Genomic DNA, 23,254 nt, shown 5'->3' on the forward strand with positions numbered 1-23,254 from the left:
GTCTGGAGCCAAGGGGGATGGGTGAGGCTTGCCGCACGTCACCTGGACGGCAGGCCCGGAACCGCGGGCGCCAACCCTCTGCCTTGATTGCGGAGTTTATACGACGAGTGTTCAGACGGTGTTTCATCTAACCGCTTTTGGTGCACCCGGCAAGGAGTCAATCGGCCGCTGATTTGCGGGAATCATCCCGATTCCTGGTCGGTGCCGTGGCGGTGACCTCGAAAAATGCCATCCGTGCGGACGGCCAATTCTCGTCGGCGTTTTTCACGAGTTCGTGAGCCGTCCGAAACTGCACAGTGCACCATGCCCGCTGAATGTGCCACCGGTCACATCCGACAGAGTAGCGGGCGCAGGGTTCGCGTGGGACGTTATCGATCGCTTCGGCTGGGCATCATCCCACCTGACCCGGGAGACCGGCGGCCGGATCGACGGCCCGCCCATCCAAGGAGGGAAGCTTCGATGGGGGAGAAGGTCGTGGCAGGTCGGTTCGATCTGTCCGATCGTCAGCACTACCGTGACAAGCTGCGGCAGTGTCTGACGGGCCTGGAGCGGCTGCTGGCGGAGAAGCGGTTCGATCGCCCCAAGAACCTGATGGGGCTGGAGATCGAATTGAACCTCACCGGCGCCGACGGCATGCCGAAAATGTTGAATGCGCAGGTGCTGGAGCGGATCGCGAGCCGCGATTTCCAAACAGAACTCGCCATGTTCAACCTGGAAGTGAACATAGCCCCACATCGATTGCAGGGGCGGGTATTCGACCGGCTGGCCGAGGAACTCCGTACGTCACTGGCATATGCCGATCGAAAAGCGGGCGAGGTCGACGCGGGAATCGTGATGATCGGCATTCTGCCGACGCTCGACCGCGACGACCTGGTCTCCTCGAACCTCTCGGACGTGGATCGCTACGCCCTGCTCAACGACCAGATCGTGGCCGCCCGCGGTGAGGACTTCAGGCTCGACATCGACGGCGTGGAGCGCCTGACGTGCACCTCGAAGTCCATCGCCCCCGAGGCCGCCTGCACCTCCGTGCAGCTGCACCTCCAGGTCACCCCGGGCCGCTTCGCCGACGTCTGGAACGCGGCCCAGGCGGTCGCCGCCGTGCAGGTCGCCATCGGCGCCAACTCGCCGTTCCTGTTCGGGCGTGAGCTGTGGCGCGAGTCGCGCCCGCCGCTCTTCCAGCAGTCCACCGACACCCGCCCGCCCGAACTCCAGGCCCAGGGCGTGCGACCGCGCACCTGGTTCGGGGAGCGCTGGGTCACCTCCGCGTACGACCTCTTCGAGGAGAACCTGCGCTACTTCCCGGCCCTGCTGCCGATCTGCGACGACGAGGACCCGCTGAAGGTCCTCGACGAGGGCGGCACACCGACCCTCGCGGAACTCGTCCTGCACAACGGCACCGTGTACCGCTGGAACCGGCCGGTCTACGGCATCGCCGACGGAGTGCCGCACCTGCGCGTGGAGAACCGCGTGCTGCCCGCCGGGCCGACCGTCACGGACGTCATCGCCAACGCGGCCTTCTACTACGGCGTCGTCCGCGCCCTCGCCGAGGAGTCGCGGCCCGTGTGGACCCGGATGTCCTTCGAGGCCGCGGCCGCCAACTTCGACGCGGCCTGCAAGCACGGCATCGACGCCCGGCTGATCTGGCCCCGGCGCGGGCGCTACGGCGGGACGGCCGAGGTCGACGCGGTGAGCCTCGTACGCGACGAACTCCTTCCGCTCGCCGAAGTCGGCCTCGACGCGTGGGGGGTCGAGCCGGCCGACCGCGACCTCTACCTCGGCGTCATCGAGGAGCGCTGCCGCCGGCGCATGAACGGCGCCACCTGGCAGGCGGCCACCTTCCATCGAGCCCTGGAGTCGGGCCTCACCCGGGACGCCGCGCTCGCGGCCACGACGCGGCGGTACCGCGAGCTGATGCATCGCGGGGATCCGGTGCACACCTGGCCCGTGGGGCTGTTGGAGCCGGTGCCGCTGGGGTGACGGGCACCAGGCGCTCCGCAGGAAGTGCCGGGTCCTGTTGCCGCTCGTCCGCAGCGCCGTCGTGGCCGGTCGCTCCCCCAAGTTTCTCGACTTCGCTCGAACAGGGGGGACCCCCATCGCGGCGGAGCCGCATATCGATACAGCCCCGCGCCCCTTCGAGGCGTTGCCGAACCGCAGAGGACTTCGCCCGACCGCCCGGCCCGTCASCCCAGCCGGTCCGGTGACGCCGCGTTCACGATCGCCTTGAGGATCACCGACTGGATCTGGGACGGGTCCGTCACCTCGTGGCCCGAGCCGCCCGTGGCCGCGGCGATGCGGTTGGCCTCGGCGCGGTCGGCGTCGGGCCCGACGGCGATCATGATGAGGGCGACCGGGCGCTCGGGGTCGGTGAGGCGCTCCAGCTGGGCGACGAGTTCGGCGCGCGAGACGCTGCCGGGATCCTCGTTCACGCCATCGGTGAGGACGACCAGGGCGTTGAACTTGCCCTCGGCGTACGAGCCGGTCGCCGCCCGATACGCGGCGAGCGTGGTGTCGTACAGCCCGGTCGCGCCGTCCGGCACCGGCGCCAGGTCGCCGAACGCCGCCGAGAGCCGGTCGCGCTGCGTGCCGGTGCCCTCGCCGAGTCGCTCGGTCGGCACGAGGACGCGGTAGTCCTTGTCGCCGTCCAGCTTGGTGGCGAAGTCCCACAGGCCGATCTCGTCATCGGCCGTGAACGTGGCGAGGGCCTGGAGCAGCGACGCCTTGGTCACGTCCATCCGTGACCTCCCGCTGCCCGGCACCTGCTCGGACATGGAGGCGGAGGCGTCCACGACGGTGGTGATCCGCGCGCTCTGGACGGTGATCGTCCACACCCCGAGGGTCTCCTGGAGCGCGACCGCCGAGGCCGGCCGGGCCGCGGGCTTCGCATACGGCTGCGGGCCGCTGCCGCCGGCCCCGGTCACCAGCGCGTCCGGCACCTCCTCCTCGGACGTCCGGAAGCCGTGCCGCTCCAGTAGCCGCAGCTGCCGCGGATCCCGCAGATAGCTCACGAACCGGATCGCGGCCCGGCTCTCGTCGGTCGTCAGCCCGGCCTGGCCGAGCAGCGTGTACGGGTAGTCGAGCCGGGGCGAGCCGTCCTTCGGGTAGAAGAAGTCGAGGTCGTCCCCGCCGTCCGCCGCGGAGTTGTACGTGTACGCCGCCTGCTCGCTGACGACCAGCGCCTGGTTGCGCCTCGGGTTGCCCTGCTCGGTGCCCGAGGCGTCACGCGGCAGCGTTTCCAGGACCTGGCTGTCGCTGTCCGAGACCCGCTGCGAGAGCGCCTTCATCATCCCGGCGGTCTGTGTGTCCCCGCCCGCGTCCCCGGCGGAGGCCGCGCTCAGCCGGGTGAGCGCCAGCAGCCCGGTCGCGCTGCGCGCGGGGTCGGCCGCACCGAGCCGGAGCGAGTCGTCGCGCAGGGCGGCGCCGGCCAGCTCCAGCCAGCCGTACGCCTTCTTCGGCCACCCCAGCGACTTCGCGGCCGTCGGGACCATCGCCACTCCCACCGGTGTGGAGGCGACATGGCCCACCGTGGAGACGTCGGCCGTGTCACCGTCGGTGCCGAGCCGCTCCAGCCACACCTCCGAGTCCGGCACCCACACCTCGGCGCCCGGGTCCTTGCCCGCCAGAAGGGTGTCGGCGACCTTGTACGACTCGCGCGCGCTCACCGTGACGGCGACGCACCGTCCGTCGGAGGTGAGGTCGTCCTCCCGGGCCCGCTCGGCCGCGGTCCGCAGGGCGGGGGCCAGGTCGGGGGAGGCGGCCACGGTGAGCCGTACCGGATCGTCCTGGCAGGAGGAGCCCAGGGAGAACAGTCCGCCTCGGACCGCGGCGGCCGTACCGCCGACGACTGCCAGGACGAGGACAGTGGCGATGGCCACCGTGCGGCGTCGTGCGCGTCGACGGGGGCCGCTGCCGCCCGCCCCATACTGATCGGGCAAGCTGTGACGTCCCATGTCGGTCGTGTCCCTCCCTGTTGCCCTGCTGAACCACGTGCCGGAGTCCGGCCGTATGGCAGGCAGAGGGGCGGTACGCCCCGTACGGCGCCCGTCCCCCCAACGGCCTGTCACGCACGGTCTTCGTAACTGTTTTCGAGACCCTAGCGGGACGACGATGAGGATGAGGCGGGATTAGTCAACTGGAGGCAGGAGTGCAGGGCGAGGCAGGCCCCGTGGCCGATTCTTTTCCGTATGAGCGGCCCTCCCGACGGATCTTCCGTGATGAGACGCTGCTCGTTCTGGCGCTTTCGCTGGGTGCGAGCGGTGTGTCCGCCCTGATCAGTTTTGTCGGTTCCGTCACCAAACCCGGTGGCCTCAAGGACCAGGCCGCCACCCTCAACGCCTCGGCCGCTCCGGGGCGTCCCTGGCTGGATCTCGCCTGGCAGCTCTTCGGGATCACCAGCGCGCTGGTGCCGGTGGCCCTGGTCGCGCACTTCCTGCTGCGCGAGGGCGAGAGCCTGCGCACCCTCGGCTTCGACCGCACCCGCCCCTGGCCCGACCTCGGCCGCGGCGCGGCGATCGCGGCGGTGATCGGCAGCACCGGAATCGCCTTCTACCTGGCCGCCCGTGGCCTCGGCTTCAACCTCACGGTGGTGCCCGAGGCGCTGCCCGACGTGTGGTGGAAGTACCCGGTGCTGATCCTGTCGGCGCTGCAGAACGCGATCCTGGAAGAGGTCATCGTCGTCGGCTATCTGCTGCGCCGGCTGGGCCAGTTGGGCTGGACGCCCGGTACCGCGCTGGTGGCCAGTTCCGTACTGCGCGGCTCGTACCACCTCTACCAGGGCATCGGCGGCTTCATCGGCAACATGGCGATGGGTGTGGTGTTCGTGTACCTGTACCGGCGATGGGGCCGGGTGGGCCCGCTGGTCGTGGCGCATTCCCTGCTCGACATTGGGGCGTTCGTCGGCTACGCGCTGCTGGCCGGGAAGGTGGACTGGCTGCCGACGGCGTGAGCGATGACGCCCCCTAGGCGATCAGCTCCCCGTCGATGACGGTCACGGCGCGGCCGCTCATCAGCGTGCGGTCGCCGCGGAGCTCCGTGCGGACGCGGCCGGAGCGGCTGGAGGCCTGAAGGCCGGTGAGCCCGGTCCGGCCGAGGCGCTCGGACCAGAAGGGGGCGAGGGCCGTGTGGGCGCTGCCGGTGACCGAGTCCTCGTCGATCCCGAGGTTCGGGAAGAAGCAGCGCGAGACGAAGTCGTAGCCGCGCGCGGGGTCCTCGGCGCGGGCGGTGGCGATGATGCCGCGCTCGGAGTAGGCGCCGAGTGCCCGGACGTCCGGGGTCAGGCCGAGGACCGTCTTCTCGTCGGCGAGTTCGAGGAGCAGATCTCCGACGTTCGGGCCGGTGTCGCGGGCGAGGAGCGGCTGCGCGCCGAGTGCCTCGGCGACGCCGTCCGGCACCTCGACGCAGGTGAGCGGCGCGGTCGGGAAGTCGAGCGTGACCGACCCGTCGTCGCCGTGCGTGGCGAGCAGAACCCCGCTGCGGGTGGCGAACCGCACGGGCCCCTCGTGGACGCCGGTGCTGTGCAGCACGTGGGCCGTGGCGAGCGTCGCGTGCCCGCACGTCGCCACCTCGGCGACCGGCGTGAACCACCGCAACGCCCAGTCGGCCTCCCCGCCCGCGGGCAACGGGTGCGCGAACGCCGTCTCGGCGTGATTGACCTCCATGGCCACCTTCTGAAGCCAGTCGTCCTCCGGGAAGGCGTCGAGAAGCAGCACGCCGGCCGGGTTGCCGGTGAAGGGACGGTCGGAGAACGCGTCGACGATTCGAATCCGCATGTCGCCGACCGTAGGGGGTGCGCGCAGGGGGCGACCAAGGCCAATTCGGAGTCGCTGGACCCATCTGCCGCCGGATGCGGATCACGGACATCCTGAAAACCGGGTCTTGTCATGCGATCGGTCCCGATATATCGTTGAGGCATCGCGACAGATCAACGATGGAATGGAGTGATTGCGATGCGTTCCCAAGGATTCGAGCGTGGGCATGGTGGACACGGTCACCACGGCCGAGGTGGATTCGAGCAGCTGCGTGGCGCCTTCGGGCCCTTCGGTCCCGGCGGTGGCCCCGGTTTCGGTGGGCCCGGATTCGGCGGGCCCGGCCCCTGGGGGCCGAGGGGTCGAGGAGGGCCGCGAGGCAGGGCCCGGCGCGGTGACGTACGGGCATCGATCCTCGCCCTGCTGAAGGACCGCCCCATGCACGGCTACGAGATGATCCAGGAGATCGCCGAGCGCAGCGGCGGGGCGTGGAAGCCCAGCCCCGGCTCGGTGTACCCCACCCTCCAGCTGCTGGAGGACGAGGGCCTGATCGCCAGTGAGACCGAGGGCGGCAAGAAGCTGTTCTCGCTCAACGAGGCGGGCCGCGAGGCGGCCGAGGCCGGTCCCGAGGCGCCCTGGGAGGAAGCCTCCCGAGGTGTCGACTGGGAGGCCCTCGGTGAGATCCGCCAGGCCGGATTCGGGCTGATGGAGGCCTTCGGCCAGGTCTGGAAGACGGGCAGCAAGGACCAGCGTGACAAGGCGCTGGCCGTCATCAACGACGCCCGCAAGAAGCTCTACCTGATCCTCGCCGACGAGGACTGAGCAGCACCGGCGGTCTCCCCGCCGTGAAGGAAGGCGCCCCGTGGAGCGATCCGCGGGGCGCCTTCATGCGTGCGGCCGGCGCGGCTCAGGTCACCAGACCCTCCAGCTTGCGCAGCGACTCGTTCAGTGCCGCCGTCGCCGAGTCCTTGAGCTTGCCCGCCATCAGCGACACCGCCGCGCCCGTGAACTCGCCGTCGATGCGTACCGCCGTCGCGGCGTCGCCGTCCGGCGTGAGGGTGTAGCGCGTGGCCACGGTCACGGCCATCGGGCCCTTGCCGCGAATCGCGAGCACCCGCGCCGGCTCCAGTTCCTCGATGGTCCACTCGACCTCGGCCGGGAACCCCATCAGCTTCATGTTCTCCTGGAAGGTCCCGCCCACTTCGAGCGCCGTGGGGCCGCCGCTCGGGAAGCTGGTGTGGGTCGCGTTCCACTGGCCGTACGCCGACCAGTCCGTCAGCTGTGCCCAGACCTTTTCGGCCGGTGCCTCGATGCGTGACTCCGCGCTGACTTCGGCCATGCGACCACCCCTTCGTCTCGGGCTACGGTGTCGCGGAACGTAGCCGTGGGGGCCGGAACATTCAATACTGATGAACCGTCAGAATGTGTGGAGGTGCGGGACCCGCCCCACGGGGTCAGCCCACCAGCCGGATGACCGCCGCGTCGAAGAGATCCCACGCCCGCGGTAACGCGCTCTCCTCGTGGCAGTGCCACGCCTCCCAGAACAGGTCGGCGAGCAGGGCGTCCTTCGGGGCGTACACCCGGTAGACGTACTGTCTGCCGTCGACGGCCGGCAGCGCCACCAGCCAGCACCTGCTCTCCATGTCCCTGTGGGACGTGGCGCGCAGCGCCCTGGTTGCGTGTGCGGCACACAGCAAGGCGGCGCGCGCCCCTGCGGGTCTTTCGGCGTGATCTCATCCGTAAGGAGGAGATTCCGGCCGACGGACTCCACTCTGTGTGGGACGCAAAAATGCTTCCCCTCGGCGATGACTCGGCCCGATGTGGCTGATGGGGTAGAGGTTGTGCAACCCCGTATCCCCCGGCAGTCGGCCCAGGAACAGGACTGTCGGCGCCCGGACACCCCGGCGGACGGTGCCAGACTCAGCGACGAACTGGCAGCGGTGGTCTCCGGTGCCCGCCGCAGGGCGCTCAGGGACGGGGACCGGCAGATCGACACGGCCCATCTGCTGCACTCGCTCCTGGAGCACGACCCGGATGTGTACGCCGTCTTCGGCGAGGGCCCCCAGATCGCCCGCCTGCTCGGCTACCTCGTGCAGCGCACCATCGGCTACGGCCTGCGCTGGCAGGGCACCGTCGAGGACTCCGGCGCCGTGCCCGTCGTGATGCACGGCGAGGGTTTCTCCCCGCTGGCCGCGAGCGCGATGGAGCACGCCTGCCGTCGCGCCGCCCTGCGCGGCGACACCCAGGCCCGCGGCGTCGACCTGCTCGCGGCGATCGTCGTGGACCCCCAGGCACGCGCCGTCGAGGTGCTCGGCCGCGCCGGCATCGACGCGACCGTCCTACGCGCCCGCATGGACGAACACCGCGACGAGTACGTCACCGGCGGCGAGGGCGCCCGCTAGGGATCACGCGGAGCACGCCCCGGCCCGTGCGGACGGACGCGAGCACTGGTATGCCTCGTTCGCGCTCCATGTGGCCAAGGTCGAGCGTGCCTGCGGGTTCACCCGCCCGGCAGATCTGTAGGCGTTCCGGAACCCGGTGCCGGCCATGCTCACCCCACTGCGGTCCACCTCGCCGACCGTCCACACCGCGAGACAGGTGTCAACGGGGATGACGCTGCTGTCATCGCCTGTCATCATGTGCCGGTGCGTAAGTCTGAGAGCGGTCAGGTGGGCCGTGGCAAGGGTGTCGGGCTCGGTCTGGCGGTCGGATCCGCGATCGCCTTCGGAGGTTCCGGAGTCGCGGCCAAGCCGCTGATCGAGGCGGGGCTGGACCCGCTCCACATGGTGTGGCTGCGCGTGGCCGGCGCCGCCCTCGTGATGCTGCCGCTCGCCGTGCGCCACCGGGCACTGCTGCGCGCCCGTCCCGCACTGCTCGCCGGGTTCGGCCTGCTCGGCGTGGCCGGAGTGCAGGCGTTCTACTTCGCCTCGATCTCCCGCATCCCGGTCGGCGTCGCCCTGCTCGTCGAGTACCTGGCACCCGCCTTGGTCCTCGGCTGGGTGCGGTTCGTGCAGCGGCGGCCCGTGACACGTGCCGCCGCCGTCGGCGTGGTCCTCGCGGTCGGCGGCCTCGCCTGCGTCGTCGAGGTCTGGGCGGGCCTGAGCTTCGACGCCCTCGGCCTGCTCCTCGCGCTCGGCGCCGCCTGCTGCCAGGTCGGCTACTTCGTCCTGGCCGACCAGGGCAGCGGCTCCGGCGAGCGGGCACCCGACCCGCTCGGTGTCATCGCCTTCGGCCTGCTGGTCGGCGCCGCCGTCCTGACCGTCGTGGCCCGCCCCTGGACCATGGACTGGACGGTCCTCGCGGGCACCGCCGACATGAACGGAACCCCGGTCGCGGCCCCCCTGCTACTGGCCTGGATCGTGCTCATTGCCACGGTCGTCGCGTACGTCACCGGCGTGGTCTCGGTCCGGCGGCTGTCACCGCAGGTCGCCGGTGTCGTGGCGTGTCTCGAAGCGGTGATCGCGACCGTCCTCGCGTGGTTCCTGCTCGGCGAGCACCTCTCGGCGCCGCAGATCATCGGCGGCGCTGTCGTCCTCGCCGGGGCGTTCATCGCGCAGTCGTCCGCACCCGCCAAGGTCTCCGCCGAGCCGGTGGCCGGCGGTGGACCCGAGCGCGAGTTGTCCGCCCGCGGAAACCTCGCCTAAGCTGCGCGATCATGCCTTCGACACTCGTTCTTCCGCCTCCGGCCGCCTGAGGCGGGCCTCCGGAAGCCAAGCCTCGGTGCCTGACGGGAAGTGAACCCCGCGCACCGCACGGCCCAACGGTGCTGCCCGCAGACGAAGTCCATGGACCCCGCTGAACCGGGCTCCTCCCAGAACTTCTGCATGTCTGCGGAGAACAACTCGTGTCGAACACACCTGTCTCCGGCCTGCCCATCGGGCGAGGCCTCATCTACCTGATCATCGCCGGTGCCGCCTGGGGCACCGCGGGCGCGGCCGCCTCCCTGGTCTACCGGACCAGTGACATGGGGCCGATCGCCCTCTCCTTCTGGCGCTGCGCGATCGGTTTCGTGCTGCTGCTCGCCGTGCGCCTGGCACGTCCCCGTCCTCGACGCACCGCCTCCGAGTCCCTCGCCCGCAAGGCGCTGCGGGCCGGGGCCACGGGCGTCGGGCTCGCCGTGTTCCAGACGGCCTACTTCGCGGCCGTGGAGGCCACCGGGCTCGCCGTGGGCACCGTGGTCACCCTCGGCGCAGGGCCCGTGTTCATCGCGATCGGCGCCCGGCTGACGCTGGGGGAGAGGCTCGGCCGCGGCGGCGTCGCGGCGGTGGCCGGCGCGCTCACCGGGCTCGCGGTGCTCGCGCTCGGCGGCGAGGGCGCGACCGTACGGCCGTGGGGCGTGCTGCTCGCGCTGGTGTCCGCCGCCGGCTACTCCGCGCTGACGCTGCTGACCCGCAAGTGGGGCCGCGACGGCGGGGCCGACGCCGCCGACACGTCGGTGTGGGCCTTCGCGGTCACCAGCCTGTGCCTGCTGCCGCTCGCCCTCGTAGAGGGGCTCCTGCCGCACACGGCCGACGCAGTCCGGCTCGGCTGGCTGCTGGCGTACATCGCGGCCGTCCCCACGGCTCTGGCGTACGCCCTCTACTTCGCGGGCGCGGCCGCCGTACGGTCCGCCACCGTCTCCGTGATCATGCTGCTGGAGCCGGTCAGCGCGGCGGTGCTCGCCGTCGTCCTGCTCGGTGAGCACCTGACCGTCCCGACCCTTGTCGGCACCCTGCTGATGCTCGGGTCGGTCGCGGGCCTCGCGGTGGCGGAGACCCGCGGGGCGCGGCGGGAACGGCAGCGGGAGCGCGAACCGATGCCGGCGTGATGCCAGGGGTCCGGCGCCGCGCGCGGCGCCGGACCCCTCAACTCCGAAGCCTTCGCGCAGCCTCCGCGCTCAGGCCGGCCGCCGTCGCAGCATGTGGTCGCGCGCCGCCGCGTCACGCGGGCCGCCCCGCCCGGCCAGATTCCCCGCGATCCGGTCCTGGACCTCCTCCGACCGCTTGCCGCCGAACTTGAACTTCGCCCGCACACCGGTCACTTCGAGCCGCAGCCCGCGGATGCCCGACAGCAGCCTGCCGTACGGCACCTCACCGACAGCCACCTCCGCCGAACCGCCCTCCGGCTGGAAGTGACCGACCTGGCGGTTCAGCAGCTCGGCCTTCTCGGCCGGGTCGTCCACGACACGCGCCCGGCACCGGAGCTGGACCGCCGCGTAGAAGCTGGTCGGTTCGCCGTGCTCGGGCGGCTGCTCCGGTCCCGCCTGCCAGGGTCCCGGCACATACACGTAGTCGTCGACGACGCTCAGCACGACCTCGGGGTGCGCGAGCAGCGCCGGCCACATCGGATTCGGGCGGGCCAGATGCGTGACGACCTCGCCGCGCCCGGCGTCGTACGCGAAGTGCAGCGGCTGGACATGCGGCGGCTCGCCGTCCAGGCCGTTGACCACCAGCTGCCCGAAGTCGTGGACCTCCAGCCACCGCTGCCACTCGGTGTCCTCGCGGGGCTCGTCCCAGGGGTGGATCAGCATCACAGGGCCGCGAGGTAGTCGGGGAGTTCGGTGCCGGGGGCGAGCTCGGGGTCGCCGACCGGTGCCTCGTAGCCCTTGCGCAGCGGGACGACGCCGGCCCAGTGGGGGAGGGCGAGGTCCTCGGGCTCGTCGTTGACGCCGCCGGTGCGCAGCTTGGCGGACACCTCGTTCAGGTCGAGGCGAATCACGGCGGTGGCTGCGAGCTCCTTCTTGTTGGCGGGCCGGGAGTCACGGGCCCGGCCCGCCACCACGTGGTCGACGAGCGCGTCGAGGGCGATCCGCTTCTCCTGCGGGTCCGTCACGTCGTACGCGGTGCCGTGCACCACCACGGACCGGTAGTTGATCGAGTGGTGGAAGGCCGAGCGGGCCAGGATCAGAGCGTCGACATGCGTGACGGTCAGGCACACGGGCAGCCCGGGGTCGGCCTGGCCGGTCATCCGCAGCGGGCGCGAACCCGTGGAGCCATGGACGTAGAGCGTCTCGCCGACCCGGCCGAACAGCGTGGGCAGCACCACCGGCGCGCCGTCGCGGACGAAGCCGAGGTGGCAGACGTAGGCCTCGTCGAGTATCGCGTGCACCAGTTCCTTGTCGTACGCCGCGCGGTCCGCGGAGCGGGTGGGGACGGTGCGGTCGGTCGGCGGGTAGGCGGTGGGTTGCGGCGTCCGTTCCTCAGGCCCCTGCATTGCGTTCTCCATTGCACTAGTGCATAATATTGTTTGTGCTAGAAGGATATCGGATCGAAGGGCGTCGCGCAGCTGAGATCGCGGCGAGCGTCGAGCGTGCGGTCGGCTCGGGTGAGCTGGAGCCCGGCCAACTGCTGCCGCCCATGCGGGAGTTGGCGACGGACCTTGGGGTGAACCCCAACACGGTCGCCGCCGCCTATCGCGTCCTGCGGGAACGCGGAGTGATCGAGACCGCGGGGCGCCGGGGGAGCCGGGTGCGGCCGAGGCCCGCCACGACCGGCCGTGAGTTCGTCCGGGCGGACGTGCCCGCCGGCGTCCGCAATGTGGCGAGCGGCAACCCCGACCTCGCACTGCTGCCGTCGCTGGCGAAGGCCTTCGCGGCCGCGGGCGAGCTGGCCGACCGGGATCCGGTGCTGTACGGGGACGACCCCGTGGAGCCGGAGCTGGCACGCATCGCGCGGAACTGGCTGGACGCCGACGGAGTGCCGGAAGGTCCGCTGGCGGTCGCCTCGGGCTCGCTCGACGCCATCGAGCGCGTCCTCGCCGCCCACCTCAAGCCCGGGGACACGGTCGCCGTCGAGGACCCCGGCTGGGGCAGCCTGCTGGATCTGATCCCGGCGCTCGGCCTGCGCACGGTCCCTGTCGGCGTCGACGACGAGGGGCCACTGCCCGACGACGTGCGGCGGGCCCTCGACTCCGGGGCGCGCGCCCTGATCGTGACCGACCGCGTGCAGAACCCCACCGGAGCCGTGGTGAGCGCCACACGCGCGCGTGCCCTGCGCTCCACGCTGCGGCAGCACCCGGATCTCCTGCTGATCGAGGACGACCACGGCCACGGCATCGTCGACCTCCCTCTGCACCCCCTGGCCGGCATCACCCGCCACTGGGCCTTCGTCCGCTCGGTCGCCAAGGCGTACGGCCCCGACCTGCGGCTCGCCGTGCTCACCGGCGACGAGGTCACGGTGGACCGGGTGCGCGGACGCCAGCGACTCGGCGCCGGCTGGGTGAGCCGGCTGGTGCAGCGGGCCGTGGTGCGGCTCTGGGCCGACGGCGCGGTGGACCCGAAGGTGGTGGCGGCGACGTACGCCGGGCGTCGTGACCTGCTGATTCGGGCGCTGGCCGAGCGTGGGGTCGAGGCCCATGGGCGCAGCGGCCTCAACGTCTGGATCCCGGTCCCCGACGAGACGGGCGCAGTGGCCCGTCTGCTGCATGCCGGCTGGGCGGTCGCCCCCGGGGCCCGCTTCCGCACGAGCTCACCGCCCGGAATCCGGGTCACCACCTCGACGCTCGGCGAGGAGGAGGCCGGCCCGCTGGCGGACGCGGTGGCGACGGCCGTGGGACCGGGGCCGACAAGGAGCTACATGTAAGACGCGAGGGCCGGTGCCGACCTCAAAGGGGCCCTCCCCCTCAGGCGTTCCGTCGGCGCACTTGGGTCAGCGCCGCCCCCGCCAGCACCACCACCGCCCCCACCGGCGTCGACCAGGCGAGCGACTCGCCCAGCAGGGCAACCCCCGCAGCCGTCGCGATCACCGGAATGAAATACGTGACCATCTGAGCCGTGGTCGGCCCGACCTCGGAGACCAGCCCGTACTGGATCAACACCGCCAGCCCGGTCCCGAGCGCCCCCAGCGCCACGATCGCCAGCAGCGGCACGAGCGAGAGCCGCGTCGGCGACGAGGTGAACAACGGTGTGACGACGGCCAGTTGAAGCGTGGCCAGCAACAACTGCGCGCCGGTCAGCGACAGATGCGACTCACTGGACCCGGCCAGCGTCCGGCGGACGTATATCCAGCCGATCGGGTAGCTCAGCGAGGCCAGCAGCGCCATCGCCGTACCCGTGGCGTCCAGTCCGTGAAAGCCCTGCCACGCCCCGAGCACCGTCAGGACGCCGAGGAACCCGATCCCGAGCCCGGCGACCCGCACCCGCGTCGGCCGGTCCTCCGACAGTGCGACCAGGGACAGGGCCATGCCCCACAGCGGCGAGGTCGCGTTGCAGATGCCCGCCAGCGTGGACGGGATCGTCAGCTCGGAGTACGCGAACAAGGAGAACGGCAGTGCGTTCAGCAGGAACGCGGCGACCGCCAGATGCCCCCATGTGCGCACCCCGCGTGGCAGCCGCTGCCGCTTCACCGCCATCGCGGCCGCCAGAACCGCCGTACCGAACACCAGCCGCCCCAGCGTGACCTGGAACGGCGCGTACCCGTCGGTGCCCACCTTGATGAGCAGGAAGCTGAAACCCCAGATCAGGGAGAGAGCGGCGAACCGCAGACGCCAGTCGAGGCGGCCACGGGGGCGAGAGGGGACGGCGGAAGCGGCCCCGGCCGCGTCACGTGCGGCGGTGGCGGTGGTCATGGCAGCAACGATGCCGTGTCCGGACCTTGTAGCACAATCGAGATTTCGCGGCCGATATCTCGTAGCATTGCTTACATGTTGAACCTGGAGCGCCTGCGCACCCTCGACGCCCTCGCCCGGCACGGCTCGGTGAGCGCCGCCGCCGAAGGGCTGCACATCACGACATCGGCCGTCTCGCAGCAGATGTCCAAGCTGGAGCGGGAGGTCGGCCAGCAGCTCCTTGCCAAGAACGGCCGGGGCGTGCGCCTCACCGATGCCGGGCGGCTGCTCGCCGAACACGCGGCGCGCATCCTGTCGCAGGTCGAGCTCGCCCAGGCCGATCTGGAGGCCCAGCGCGGGCAGGTGGTCGGCGAGCTGCGGCTGGTCGCGTTCCCCACCGCCCTGCGCGGGCTGTTCCCGGCCGCGCTCACCGCGCTGCGCGCCGACCATCCGGCGCTGCGCCTGACGTCGCGCGAGCTGGAGCCCGAGGACGGGGTCGCCGCGGTGATGCGGGGCGACGCCGACCTGGCCGTCGTCCTCGACTGGTACAACAAGCCCCTGCCCATGCCGGAGGGGCTCGCCAAGGCCCCGATCCTCGACGACCGCGTGGAGATCGCCATGCCCGAGGGGCACCCGCTCGCCGACCTGCGCGAGGTCGACCTGGCGGACTTCGCGGGCGACGAGTGGGTCGCCTGGCCCGAGGGCGAGTTCTGTCACGAGTGGCTGCTGTACACGCTGCGGACCAAGGGGATCGAGCCCCGCATCGCCCATCGCGCCGAGGAGCACCACACTCAACTCGCGCTGGTCGCCGCCGGGTTGGGCGTCTGTGTCGCGCCCCGGCTGGGCCGTGACCCGATGCCGCCGGGCGTGCGGGCCGTGCCCGTGCGCAACCGCGTCCACCGGTACATCTACGCGGTGTGGCGCGCGGACGCCGACCGCCGCCCGTCGATCCGGGCGGCGGTGCAGGCGCTGCAGGCGGCCGCCGAGAAGGCCGGCTGAGAAGGCCGGCTGAGGCCGAAAGTCCCTAACGCGACCCCAGCTTCCGGAAGTCCCAGGACACGATCTTCTCGGGAGTCAGTCGCATCCAGGCGTGCCGCCCGTCGTGCGGCATCTCGTCGAGGCCGAAGTTCTTTCTGGCGAACAGCGTCTCGGGCACGTCCAGTTCGGCACGCAGCTCGCCCACCCGCGGCGCCTCGCCCACGAATTCGACGGTGCCGGACAGCTCGACGCCGCGCAGCTGCTCGTACTCCTCACCCGTGTCGATCACGATCGCGACCCGCGGATCGCGCCGCAGATCGGTCCACCGCTTGCTGCGGACGACCGAGTACAGCCACAGCGAGTTGCCGTCCCAGGCGAACCACAGGGCGCTGACATGCGGAAAGCCGTCGGCGGCCACCGTGGCGACCCGGCAGGTGCGCTGCTCGGTGAGGAACTCGTCCAGCTCACCGGGCGTCATCATGATCTTCCGGCCCCGGCGCTGAGTGACGGTCATACGTCCCCCTCTTCTCTCACGTCGTGCCAGAGGAGAGATCCTCTGACATCACGTCAGAAAAGGATGAGTCGTCTTCCGTCCACACGCAATGGTGGCTACTGTCACCGGCCCACGCCGCCGTCGGCCCCAGGGGGACCCATGCCGTCGTCCGCACACCTCAGCGAACTCCTCGACCCCGCGACCACCGTCCTGCTCACCGTCGAGTGCCAGCGCGGCGTCGTCGGGCCGGACAGCGCCCTGCCCGAACTCGCCGAGCAGGCACGCTCCTCGGGAGCCCTGGACAACGTCGCCCGGCTGGTCGCGGCCGCCCACGCGAGCGGCGTCCAGGTGATCCACGCGATCGCCGAACGCCGCCCGGACGGCCGCGGTGCCAACCACAACGCGCGCCTGTTCCGCGCCGCCGAACGGCTCCCCGTCCGGCAGCTGTCCGGTAGCGAGGCGGTCCGCGTGGCGGAGCCGATCGAGGTCGCCGAGGAGGACTTCGTCGTACGGCGACTGCACGGCCTGTCCCCGATCCAGGGCACCGACGTCGACGCCCTGCTGCGCAACCTCGGCTGCCGCACGCTGATCGTCAGCGGCGTCTCGGCCAACGTTGCCATCCCCAACGCGGTCTTCGACGCGGTGAACCGGGGCTATGTCGTGGTCGTGCCACGCGACGCCATCGCCGGGGTGCCCTCCGAATACACCCCCGCGATGATCAGCCACACCCTCGCATTGGTCGCCACGGTCGCGACCACGGACGAGGTTCTGGGCTGCTTCAAGCGTCCGCCCCGTGCGGGCCGGGCCTGAGCCCTGTCCGACGTGACCCGGTCAGGCGAGCGTGATCGAGTCGCCCGACACACTGATCTGCTTCGCGGCCAGCGCCTGGGTCGCGGGCCCCTTCTTCACGCTGCCGTCGAGCACGGAGAACTGGCTGCCGTGGCAGGCGCAGGAGAGGGTGTCCTCCTTGAGGTCCGTCATCGGGCAGTTCTGGTGGGTGCAGATCGTCGAGAAGGCCTTGAAGTCGCCCGCCGCCGGCTGCGAGACGACCACCTTCTCGTCGCTGAAGACCTTGCCCGAGCCCTCCGGGATGTCGGCGGTCTTCGCGAGCGCCGCGCCACCGGCGCCCGCGTCGGCGGACGAGCCACCCGCCTCGGTCGTCGCACCGGCGCCGGCGGCGCCCTGCTCGGTGGACGAGCCGGATGCCTCGTCGTCCGATCCGCACGCGGTCAGCGCAACGGCGAGCCCCGCCGCGCCGACCGCCGCCACGACGGTACGGCGGCTCGGTCCCGACACCGGCTGAACTGAATCGCTGGTCATGCTGACGTTCCTTCCCGTCATTCGTGATCTGTCGTGAGGTACGGCCCCTGGGGACCGGCTGTTCAGGAGACGTTCGAAATCCTGGCCCGCTGACCGGGCGAGGTGGGTAAAGCGGAGCTGTCGGTCCCCTGTCGACAGCTGTCGGTTCGCTGTCGACGCGTCAGCCGCAGCACGCCCCGGGCCGCCCCCGGCGCCCGCCCGCGCGCCAGTAACCTGGGGCGATGCTCAAGGAAGTCATCGCGACCCGCTACATCACGCCGCTGCGTGAGGGCGGCTCGCTGCCGGGGCTCGTCGAGGCCGACGACTTCGGGACGTACGTCCTGAAGTTCACCGGCGCCGGACAGGGCCGCAAGACGCTCATCGCCGAGATCGTCTGCGGCGAACTCGCCCGGAGGCTGGGCTTCAGGGTGCCCCGGCTGGTGACGGTCGAACTCGACCCGGTGCTGGGGCTCGGTGAACCCGACCAGCAGGTGCAGGACCTGCTCAGGTCCAGCGGCGGCACCAACCTCGGGATGGACTTCCTCTCCGGCGCGCTCGGCTTCGACCCGCTGGCCTTCGAGGCGAGCCCCGGGGAAGCCGGACGGATCGTCTGGTTCGACGCCCTGGTGAACAACGTCGACCGGTCCTGGCGCAACCCCAACCTGCTGATGTGGCGGGGCGAGCTGTGGCTCATCGACCACGGCGCGACCATGATCTGGCACCACAACTGGCCCGGGGCACAGGCCTCGGCGGAGCGCGCGTACGACGCCTCCGACCACGCCCTCGCCTCCTTCGCGCCCGATGTGCTCGGCGCCGCCGCCGAGTTGGCGCCGCTGGTCACCGAGGACCTGCTCGCCGAGGTGACCGCCGAGATCCCGGACGCCTGGCTGGCCGCGGAGCCCGGCTTCGACACCCCGGACGACCTCCGGCGGGCCTATGCGAGGCCGCTGCTGGCCCGGGCTGCCGTCATCCATGAGCGCGTCACCGGAATCGAGGAGACCAAGTGAGCGAGCGCCACATTCACATGGCCGGCCATGTGGTCGAACGCCACATCATCCGGGGCGGCGAGAGGAACGACCGGGACGTCTTCGAGTACGCCCTCCTGCGCGTCGTCCCCCGGGTCGAACGCGGCGAGTGCATCAACGCGGGCGTGCTGGTGTACTGCCGGCCCCAGGGCTACGTCGGTGCCCGCACCCATCTCGACGAGGCGCGGCTGCTGGCCCTCGACCCGGACGCGGACGTGGCCGGAATCCGGGCCGCCCTCGGGGCCGTCGAGCGCGTCTGCGGCGGCAGCGAGGCGGCCGGGCAGGCGGCCGGCGACGACGCCGGGCGGCGCTTTCGCTGGCTGATCGCGCCCCGCTCGACGGTCGTCCAGCCGGGGCCCGTGCACACCGGGCTCACCTCCGATCCGGCGGCCGAGGCGGAGCGGCTGCTGGAGCTGTTGGTGAAGTGACGGATCAGGTAATGGATCACATGCGCGCGGTCACCGTTGACACCGCGTGCCAGGACTTCTAGCGTCACGTCCATCGAAGGTACTAAGCGGTCGCTCACCGAGGAGAGTCTCTGATGTCCACCACTGATCAGCGGGTCGCCGTAGTCACCGGCGGAGCGCGGGGGATCGGCGCCGCCACCGCCGTACGACTGGCCGCCGAGGGCCGCGCGGTCGCAGTGATCGACCTCGACGAGGCCGCCTGCAAGGACACCGTGGAGAAGATCACCGCGGCCGGTGGCAAGGCCATCGCGGTCGGCTGTGACGTCTCCGACGAGGCGCAGGTCGAGGCGGCCGTCGCACGGATCGCCGAGGAGCTCGGCGCCCCGACGATCCTGGTCAACAACGCGGGCGTGCTGCGCGACAACCTGCTGTTCAAGATGAGCGTCTCCGACTGGGACACCGTCATGAACGTCCACCTGCGCGGCGCCTTCCTGATGTCCAAGGCCTGCCAGAAGCACATGGTGGACGCGGGCTTCGGCCGGATCGTCAACCTCTCCTCGTCCTCCGCGCTCGGCAACCGCGGCCAGGTCAATTACTCCGCCGCCAAGGCCGGCCTGCAGGGCTTCACCAAGACCCTCGCCAAGGAGCTCGGCAAGTTCGGCGTCACCGCGAACTCCGTCGCCCCCGGCTTCATCGCCACCGAGATGACCAAGGCCACCGCCGACCGCGTCGGCATGGGCTTCGAGGACTTCAAGGCCGCCGCCGCCACCCAGATCCCGGTGGCCCGCGTCGGCGAGCCGGAGGACATCGCCAACGCCATCGCCTTCTTCACGGGCGAGGCGGCCGGGTTCGTCTCCGGCCAGGTGCTGTACGTCGCCGGCGGACCGCTCGACTAGGGCTTGAGGAGACACGGACATGACTGCACTGCCTGAACTCTCCGGCAAGGTCGCCCTCGTCACGGGCGCCAGCCGCGGCATCGGCTACGGCGTCGCCGAGGCGCTCGTCGCCCGCGGCGACCGGGTCGTCATCACCGGCCGGGGCGAGGACGCCCTCAAGGAGGCCGTCGAGCAGCTCGGCGCCGAGCGCGCCGTCTACGTGGCCGGCAAGGCGCACGACGAGGCCCACCAGGCCGTCGCCGTCGAGCGCGCCATGGAGGCCTTCGGCCGGGTCGACTTCCTGGTCAACAACGCCGGGACCAACCCGGTGTTCGGGCCGCTCGCCGATCTCGACCTGGGCGTCGCCCGCAAGGTCTTCGAGACCAACGTGATCTCGGCCCTGGGCTTCGCGCAGAAGACCTGGCACGCCTGGCAGAAGGACAACGGCGGCGCGATCGTCAACATCGCCTCCGTCGCCGGCATCGCGCCCTCGCCGTTCATCGCCGCCTACGGCGTCAGCAAGGCCGCGATGATCAACCTCACCCAGCAGATGGCGCACGAGTTCGCGCCCAAGGTGCGGGTGAACGCGATCGCCCCGGCCGTGGTGAAGACCAAGTTCGCGCAGGCCCTGTACGAGGGCCGGGAGGAGGAGGCCGCCGCGGCCTACCCGCTGGCCCGGCTCGGCGTGCCCTCCGACATCGGCGGCGCCGCCGCGTTCCTCACCTCGGACCAGTCCGACTGGGTCACCGGGCAGACGCTCGTCGTCGACGGCGGCATCTTCCTCAACGCCGGCGTCGGCTGACCCACGGGCCACGACACCGACACCACTCGACACAGGCGCCGCTGGACATCAGCGGCGCCTGTGTCGACGTTTCGGAAGATCATTAAACGTTGACAACGTAGTCACCCGAAGAACGAACAAGTGCTCTATGAGACGGGAGGTTCAACGGCCGGAACACTGCGGTATCGTCTGCCGACCCTTGGTATGGCAGATCGAGGAGCGTGCGCGTGTTCAACCGGATCCGACGCCTACGGCAGGTGGCGGCCATCGCGTCCATATCGTCCCTGGTGGCAGGGTGTGGTGTCCTCTCGTCCGATTCGACGGAGGAGCAGGGGCCGATTCACGTGGGGACGACCGCCCCTCCCAGCACCCTTGATCCCGCCGCGTCCTGGGACAGCTCCTGGGAACTGTTCCGCAACATTTACCAGACGCTGCTGAGCTATCCCTCGGGCGCGACCGCCCCCGAGCCGGACGCCGCCGACAACTGTCGGTTCACCGACACCTCGAACATGAAGTACCAGTGCGAGCTGCGCGAGGGCCTGACCTTCTCCGACGGGCACACGCTCGACGCCAAGGCGGTCAAGTACTCGATCGACCGGATCCGGAAGATCAACGTGAACGGTGGTCCCGCCGGTCTGCTGGGCAGCCTCGAACGGGTCCAGGTGCTGAACGACCGCGAGATCGTCTTCCACCTCAACAAGGCCGACGCCACGTTCCCCTTCGTGCTCGCCACCCCGGCGATGTCGATCGTCGACCCCGAGGAGTACCCGGCCGACAAGCTCCGCGAGGGCGGCTCGATCGTCGGGTCCGGGCCGTACACCATGTCGGAGTACGACGAGGCCAAGGCAGAACTCGTCAAGAACGACAGCTACAAGGGGCTCGCCGAGCGCAAGAACAGCGCCGTGACGATCCACTACTACAAGGACTCGCCGACCATGGTCGGCGCGCTGCGCGACAAGAAGCTCGACGTCGCCTTCCGTGGTCTCGCAGCCGACGACATCGTCGACATCCAGGCCGACGATGACGACGAGCTCCAGCTGATCGAGGGCTCCGGCACCGAGATCAACTACCTGGTGTTCAACCCCAAGGACCCCATGGCCGGCAAGTCGGCCGTCCGCAAGGCCGTCGCCCAGGTCGTCGACCGCCCGGCCATCGCCCACAAGGTCTACAAGGACACCGTCGAGCCGCTGTACTCCATGGTCCCCAAGGGCCTGACGGGACACACCACGGGCTTCTTCGACGACTACGGCGACCCGAGCACGTCCAAGGCCCGCAAGATCCTCACCGAAGCGGGCATCACCACCCCCGTCAAGCTCAACCTCTGGTACACCAGCGACCGCTACGGCTCCGCCACCAAGGCGGAGTTCGAGGAGCTGAAGAGCCAGCTCGACGGGTCGGGCCTGTTCGAGATCACCCTGAAGAGCCGGCCCTGGAAGGACTACGTCACGGGCTACCAGAAGGGCGAGTACCCGGTGTTCGGGCGTGGCTGGTTCCCCGACTTCCCGGACGCGGACAACTTCATCGCGCCGTTCGTCGGCAAGCAGAACGCGCTCGGCACGCCCTACGTGACGCCCAGGATCACCGAGGACCTGCTGCCCAACTCCCGCGCCCAGAGCGACCGGGCCAACGTCGTGAAGGACTTCGAGGACGCCCAGGCCATCCTCGTCGACGACGCACGGCTGCTGCCGCTGTGGCAGGGCCGGCAGTACGTGGCCGCGAGCACGGAGGTCTCGGGCGCCGAGCGGGCGCTGGACCCGTCGACGATCATGATGATGGGCGAGCTGTACCGCAAGACCAGCTGGTAGGGGAGACCCTTCCGGCGGGTGGCAGACCGGGATGTTGCGGTCCACGGGGCGATTGTCAGTGGCCGCCTGTAGGTTCTGATGCCTGGACGCGACCGCTGGTCGTGGACCGCACATCGTCTGCCGCACATCGTAAGGAAGTTGACGTGACCGACATCGCCATGCTGCCCGAGTCCTGGCGCGGGGTTCTGGGTGACGAGCTGCAGCAGCCCTACTTCAAGGAGCTGACGGAGTTCGTCGAGGAGGAGCGGGCGAAGGGTCCCGTCTACCCGCCTCGCGAGGAGGTCTTCGCCGCGCTGGAGGCGACGCCGTACGAGCGGGTGAAGGTCCTGGTCCTCGGCCAGGACCCGTACCACGGCGAGGGCCAGGGACACGGCCTGTGCTTCTCGGTCCGTCCCGGCGTCAGGACGCCGCCCTCGCTGCGCAACATCTACAAGGAGATGCAGGAGGAGCTCGGCCACCCCGTCCCGGACAACGGCTATCTGATGCCGTGGGCCGAGCAGGGCGTCCTGCTGCTCAACGCGGTGCTGACGGTCCGCGCCGGCGAGGCGAACTCGCACAAGGGCAAGGGCTGGGAGAAGTTCACCGACGCGGTGATCAAGGCCGTGGCCGGCCGGCCCGACCCCGCCGTGTTCGTGCTGTGGGGCAATTACGCCCAGAAGAAGCTCCCGCTCATCGACGAGACGCGGCATGTGGTGGTCAAGGGTGCGCACCCCTCGCCGCTGTCCGCGAAGAAGTTCTTCGGGTCCCGCCCGTTCACCCAGATCAATGAGGCGGTGGCCCAGCAGGGGCACGAGCCGATCGACTGGCGCGTCCCGAACCTGGGCTGACATCCGCCCGCGGGCCGGTTCGCTCGCCGGGCCGGCCCCTTGCCGTACGGAGCCGCCTGACCGGGAATGCCGGTGGGGGCGGTTAGCGTCGGGTGGGACCAGCCGACGAGGGCCGGAGGACGCGGTGGCGGAGCGACAGGAGCAGYCGGCGCCGGACGCCGTGCTGACGCGGATCGGGCAGGTCGTGATGCTCCATCACGCCGGGGACCGCGAGGAGGCCCGGCGCCGCCTGCTGGAGCTGTGGACGGAGCTCGGCGAGGACGGCGACCCGCTGCACCGGTGCACCCTGGCTCACTATCTGGCCGACACCCATGACGACCCCACGGATGAACTGGCTTGGGATCTGCGGGCGTTGACGGAGGCGGAGGGGGCCGGCAGTACGGTCGCCGTACGGGCCCTGTATCCCTCGCTGCACCTGAACCTGGCGGCCGACTACGTGAAGCTCGACCGCACGGAGGCAGCCATCGTCCATCTGCGGCGGGCACGGGGAGCGGCCGGGG

The 23,254-nt window shown here is 70.9% G+C and carries 25 protein-coding genes; 16 read left to right on the forward strand and 9 right to left on the reverse strand.

Features of this window, described 5'->3' with window-relative positions; translation table 11 throughout:
- Window positions 1-459 precede the first annotated feature (459 nt).
- Window positions 460-1,977, forward strand: coding sequence for a glutamate-cysteine ligase family protein (locus EAO75_RS25140; RefSeq protein WP_147997289.1), 1,518 nt, complete (start codon window positions 460-462; stop codon window positions 1,975-1,977).
- A gap of 203 nt (window positions 1,978-2,180) precedes the next feature.
- Here EAO75_RS25140 and EAO75_RS25145 read toward each other — a convergent pair whose 3' ends face one another.
- Window positions 2,181-3,947, reverse strand: a complete 1,767-nt coding sequence (locus EAO75_RS25145) for a substrate-binding and VWA domain-containing protein (RefSeq protein WP_147997290.1) — start codon at window positions 3,945-3,947, stop codon at window positions 2,181-2,183.
- A gap of 194 nt (window positions 3,948-4,141) precedes the next feature.
- On the opposite strand from EAO75_RS25145, the gene EAO75_RS25150 reads away from it, so the two are divergent.
- Window positions 4,142-4,942, forward strand: a complete 801-nt coding sequence (locus EAO75_RS25150) for a CPBP family intramembrane glutamic endopeptidase (RefSeq protein WP_147997291.1) — start codon at window positions 4,142-4,144, stop codon at window positions 4,940-4,942.
- A 13-nt stretch (window positions 4,943-4,955) separates the two neighbouring features.
- Here EAO75_RS25150 and EAO75_RS25155 read toward each other — a convergent pair whose 3' ends face one another.
- The gene (locus EAO75_RS25155; RefSeq protein WP_147997292.1) at window positions 4,956-5,765 is read right to left on the reverse strand and encodes a PhzF family phenazine biosynthesis protein; all 810 of its coding nucleotides are present in this window, start codon (window positions 5,763-5,765) and stop codon (window positions 4,956-4,958) included.
- Between the two features lie 177 nt (window positions 5,766-5,942).
- Between EAO75_RS25155 and EAO75_RS25165 the strand changes: the two genes are divergently transcribed.
- Complete coding sequence (locus EAO75_RS25165) at window positions 5,943-6,563, forward strand: PadR family transcriptional regulator (protein ID WP_147997293.1); 621 nt, start codon at window positions 5,943-5,945, stop codon at window positions 6,561-6,563.
- Between the two features lie 85 nt (window positions 6,564-6,648).
- On the opposite strand, the gene EAO75_RS25170 is transcribed toward EAO75_RS25165, so the two are convergent.
- Together EAO75_RS25170 and EAO75_RS25175 are read right to left on the reverse strand one after the other, a co-directional pair.
- Window positions 6,649-7,080 (reverse strand): SRPBCC family protein, encoded by a 432-nt coding sequence (locus EAO75_RS25170; RefSeq protein ID WP_147997294.1) that lies wholly within the window; start codon window positions 7,078-7,080, stop codon window positions 6,649-6,651.
- A 115-nt stretch (window positions 7,081-7,195) separates the two neighbouring features.
- Window positions 7,196-7,384, reverse strand: a complete 189-nt coding sequence (locus EAO75_RS25175; RefSeq protein ID WP_187284622.1) for a hypothetical protein — start codon at window positions 7,382-7,384, stop codon at window positions 7,196-7,198.
- A gap of 198 nt (window positions 7,385-7,582) precedes the next feature.
- Here EAO75_RS25175 and EAO75_RS25180 point away from each other — a divergent pair, with 198 nt between their 5' ends.
- The 3 genes from EAO75_RS25180 to EAO75_RS25195 all read left to right on the forward strand — a co-directional run bounded on the left by EAO75_RS25180 (window position 7,583) and on the right by EAO75_RS25195 (window position 10,548).
- The gene (locus EAO75_RS25180; RefSeq protein WP_261989397.1) at window positions 7,583-8,143 is read left to right on the forward strand and encodes a Clp protease N-terminal domain-containing protein; all 561 of its coding nucleotides are present in this window, start codon (window positions 7,583-7,585) and stop codon (window positions 8,141-8,143) included.
- Between the two features lie 237 nt (window positions 8,144-8,380).
- Window positions 8,381-9,385 carry an EamA family transporter gene (locus tag EAO75_RS25190; protein ID WP_147997296.1) on the forward strand — a complete coding sequence of 335 codons (1,005 nt, stop codon included), beginning with the start codon at window positions 8,381-8,383 and terminating at the stop codon, window positions 9,383-9,385.
- A 200-nt stretch (window positions 9,386-9,585) separates the two neighbouring features.
- Window positions 9,586-10,548 carry a DMT family transporter gene (locus tag EAO75_RS25195; RefSeq protein ID WP_147997297.1) on the forward strand — a complete coding sequence of 321 codons (963 nt, stop codon included), beginning with the start codon at window positions 9,586-9,588 and terminating at the stop codon, window positions 10,546-10,548.
- Window positions 10,549-10,617: 69 nt separating this feature from the next.
- Here the strand turns inward: EAO75_RS25195 and EAO75_RS25200 are convergent, their stop codons facing one another.
- Entirely contained in the window at window positions 10,618-11,250 is a 633-nt protein-coding gene (locus tag EAO75_RS25200) for an FMN-binding negative transcriptional regulator (protein ID WP_147997298.1), read from the reverse strand.
- Entirely contained in the window at window positions 11,250-11,945 is a 696-nt protein-coding gene (locus EAO75_RS25205) for a pyridoxamine 5'-phosphate oxidase family protein (protein WP_410092476.1), read from the reverse strand. The genes EAO75_RS25200 and EAO75_RS25205 overlap by 1 nt, the downstream gene beginning before the upstream one ends.
- A gap of 23 nt (window positions 11,946-11,968) precedes the next feature.
- On the opposite strand from EAO75_RS25205, the gene EAO75_RS25210 reads away from it, so the two are divergent.
- Entirely contained in the window at window positions 11,969-13,300 is a 1,332-nt protein-coding gene (locus EAO75_RS25210) for an aminotransferase class I/II-fold pyridoxal phosphate-dependent enzyme (protein WP_147997300.1), read from the forward strand.
- A 40-nt stretch (window positions 13,301-13,340) separates the two neighbouring features.
- Here the strand turns inward: EAO75_RS25210 and EAO75_RS25215 are convergent, their stop codons facing one another.
- The gene (locus EAO75_RS25215; RefSeq protein ID WP_147997301.1) at window positions 13,341-14,285 is read right to left on the reverse strand and encodes a DMT family transporter; all 945 of its coding nucleotides are present in this window, start codon (window positions 14,283-14,285) and stop codon (window positions 13,341-13,343) included.
- A gap of 75 nt (window positions 14,286-14,360) precedes the next feature.
- On the opposite strand from EAO75_RS25215, the gene EAO75_RS25220 reads away from it, so the two are divergent.
- Window positions 14,361-15,263, forward strand: a complete 903-nt coding sequence (locus EAO75_RS25220; protein ID WP_147997302.1) for a LysR family transcriptional regulator — start codon at window positions 14,361-14,363, stop codon at window positions 15,261-15,263.
- A gap of 25 nt (window positions 15,264-15,288) precedes the next feature.
- Here the strand turns inward: EAO75_RS25220 and EAO75_RS25225 are convergent, their stop codons facing one another.
- Window positions 15,289-15,756: a pyridoxamine 5'-phosphate oxidase family protein gene (locus tag EAO75_RS25225; RefSeq protein ID WP_147997303.1), complete on the reverse strand. Its 468-nt coding sequence runs from the start codon at window positions 15,754-15,756 to the stop codon at window positions 15,289-15,291.
- 138 nt (window positions 15,757-15,894) lie between these two features.
- Here EAO75_RS25225 and EAO75_RS25230 point away from each other — a divergent pair, with 138 nt between their 5' ends.
- Entirely contained in the window at window positions 15,895-16,545 is a 651-nt protein-coding gene (locus EAO75_RS25230) for a cysteine hydrolase (protein ID WP_147997304.1), read from the forward strand.
- Window positions 16,546-16,566: 21 nt separating this feature from the next.
- Here the strand turns inward: EAO75_RS25230 and EAO75_RS25235 are convergent, their stop codons facing one another.
- Complete coding sequence (locus EAO75_RS25235; RefSeq protein ID WP_147997305.1) at window positions 16,567-17,055, reverse strand: Rieske (2Fe-2S) protein; 489 nt, start codon at window positions 17,053-17,055, stop codon at window positions 16,567-16,569.
- 221 nt (window positions 17,056-17,276) lie between these two features.
- Here EAO75_RS25235 and EAO75_RS25240 point away from each other — a divergent pair, with 221 nt between their 5' ends.
- The 7 genes from EAO75_RS25240 to EAO75_RS25270 all read left to right on the forward strand — a co-directional run.
- The gene (locus tag EAO75_RS25240; RefSeq protein ID WP_147997306.1) at window positions 17,277-18,041 is read left to right on the forward strand and encodes a HipA family kinase; all 765 of its coding nucleotides are present in this window, start codon (window positions 17,277-17,279) and stop codon (window positions 18,039-18,041) included.
- A complete protein-coding gene (locus EAO75_RS25245; RefSeq protein ID WP_147997307.1) occupies window positions 18,038-18,487 on the forward strand; it encodes a DUF3037 domain-containing protein in 450 nt (149 codons plus the stop codon). The genes EAO75_RS25240 and EAO75_RS25245 overlap by 4 nt, the downstream gene beginning before the upstream one ends.
- A 113-nt stretch (window positions 18,488-18,600) precedes the next feature.
- On the forward strand, window positions 18,601-19,362 hold the full coding sequence (gene fabG, locus EAO75_RS25250; RefSeq protein ID WP_147997308.1) for a 3-oxoacyl-ACP reductase FabG: 762 nt from the start codon (window positions 18,601-18,603) through the stop codon (window positions 19,360-19,362).
- A gap of 19 nt (window positions 19,363-19,381) precedes the next feature.
- Window positions 19,382-20,143 (forward strand): SDR family oxidoreductase, encoded by a 762-nt coding sequence (locus EAO75_RS25255; protein WP_147997309.1) that lies wholly within the window; start codon window positions 19,382-19,384, stop codon window positions 20,141-20,143.
- 206 nt (window positions 20,144-20,349) lie between these two features.
- Window positions 20,350-21,927: an ABC transporter substrate-binding protein gene (locus tag EAO75_RS25260; protein ID WP_147997310.1), complete on the forward strand. Its 1,578-nt coding sequence runs from the start codon at window positions 20,350-20,352 to the stop codon at window positions 21,925-21,927.
- Between the two features lie 143 nt (window positions 21,928-22,070).
- Window positions 22,071-22,754, forward strand: coding sequence for a uracil-DNA glycosylase (locus EAO75_RS25265; RefSeq protein WP_147997311.1), 684 nt, complete (start codon window positions 22,071-22,073; stop codon window positions 22,752-22,754).
- 124 nt (window positions 22,755-22,878) lie between these two features.
- Window positions 22,879-23,254, forward strand: a 376-nt coding sequence (locus EAO75_RS25270) for a hypothetical protein (RefSeq protein WP_147998061.1), incomplete at its 3' end; no start/stop codon positions are given.

It is taken from the genome of Streptomyces sp. UW30, assembly GCF_008042075.1.
GTDB lineage: Bacteria > Actinomycetota > Actinomycetes > Streptomycetales > Streptomycetaceae > Streptomyces.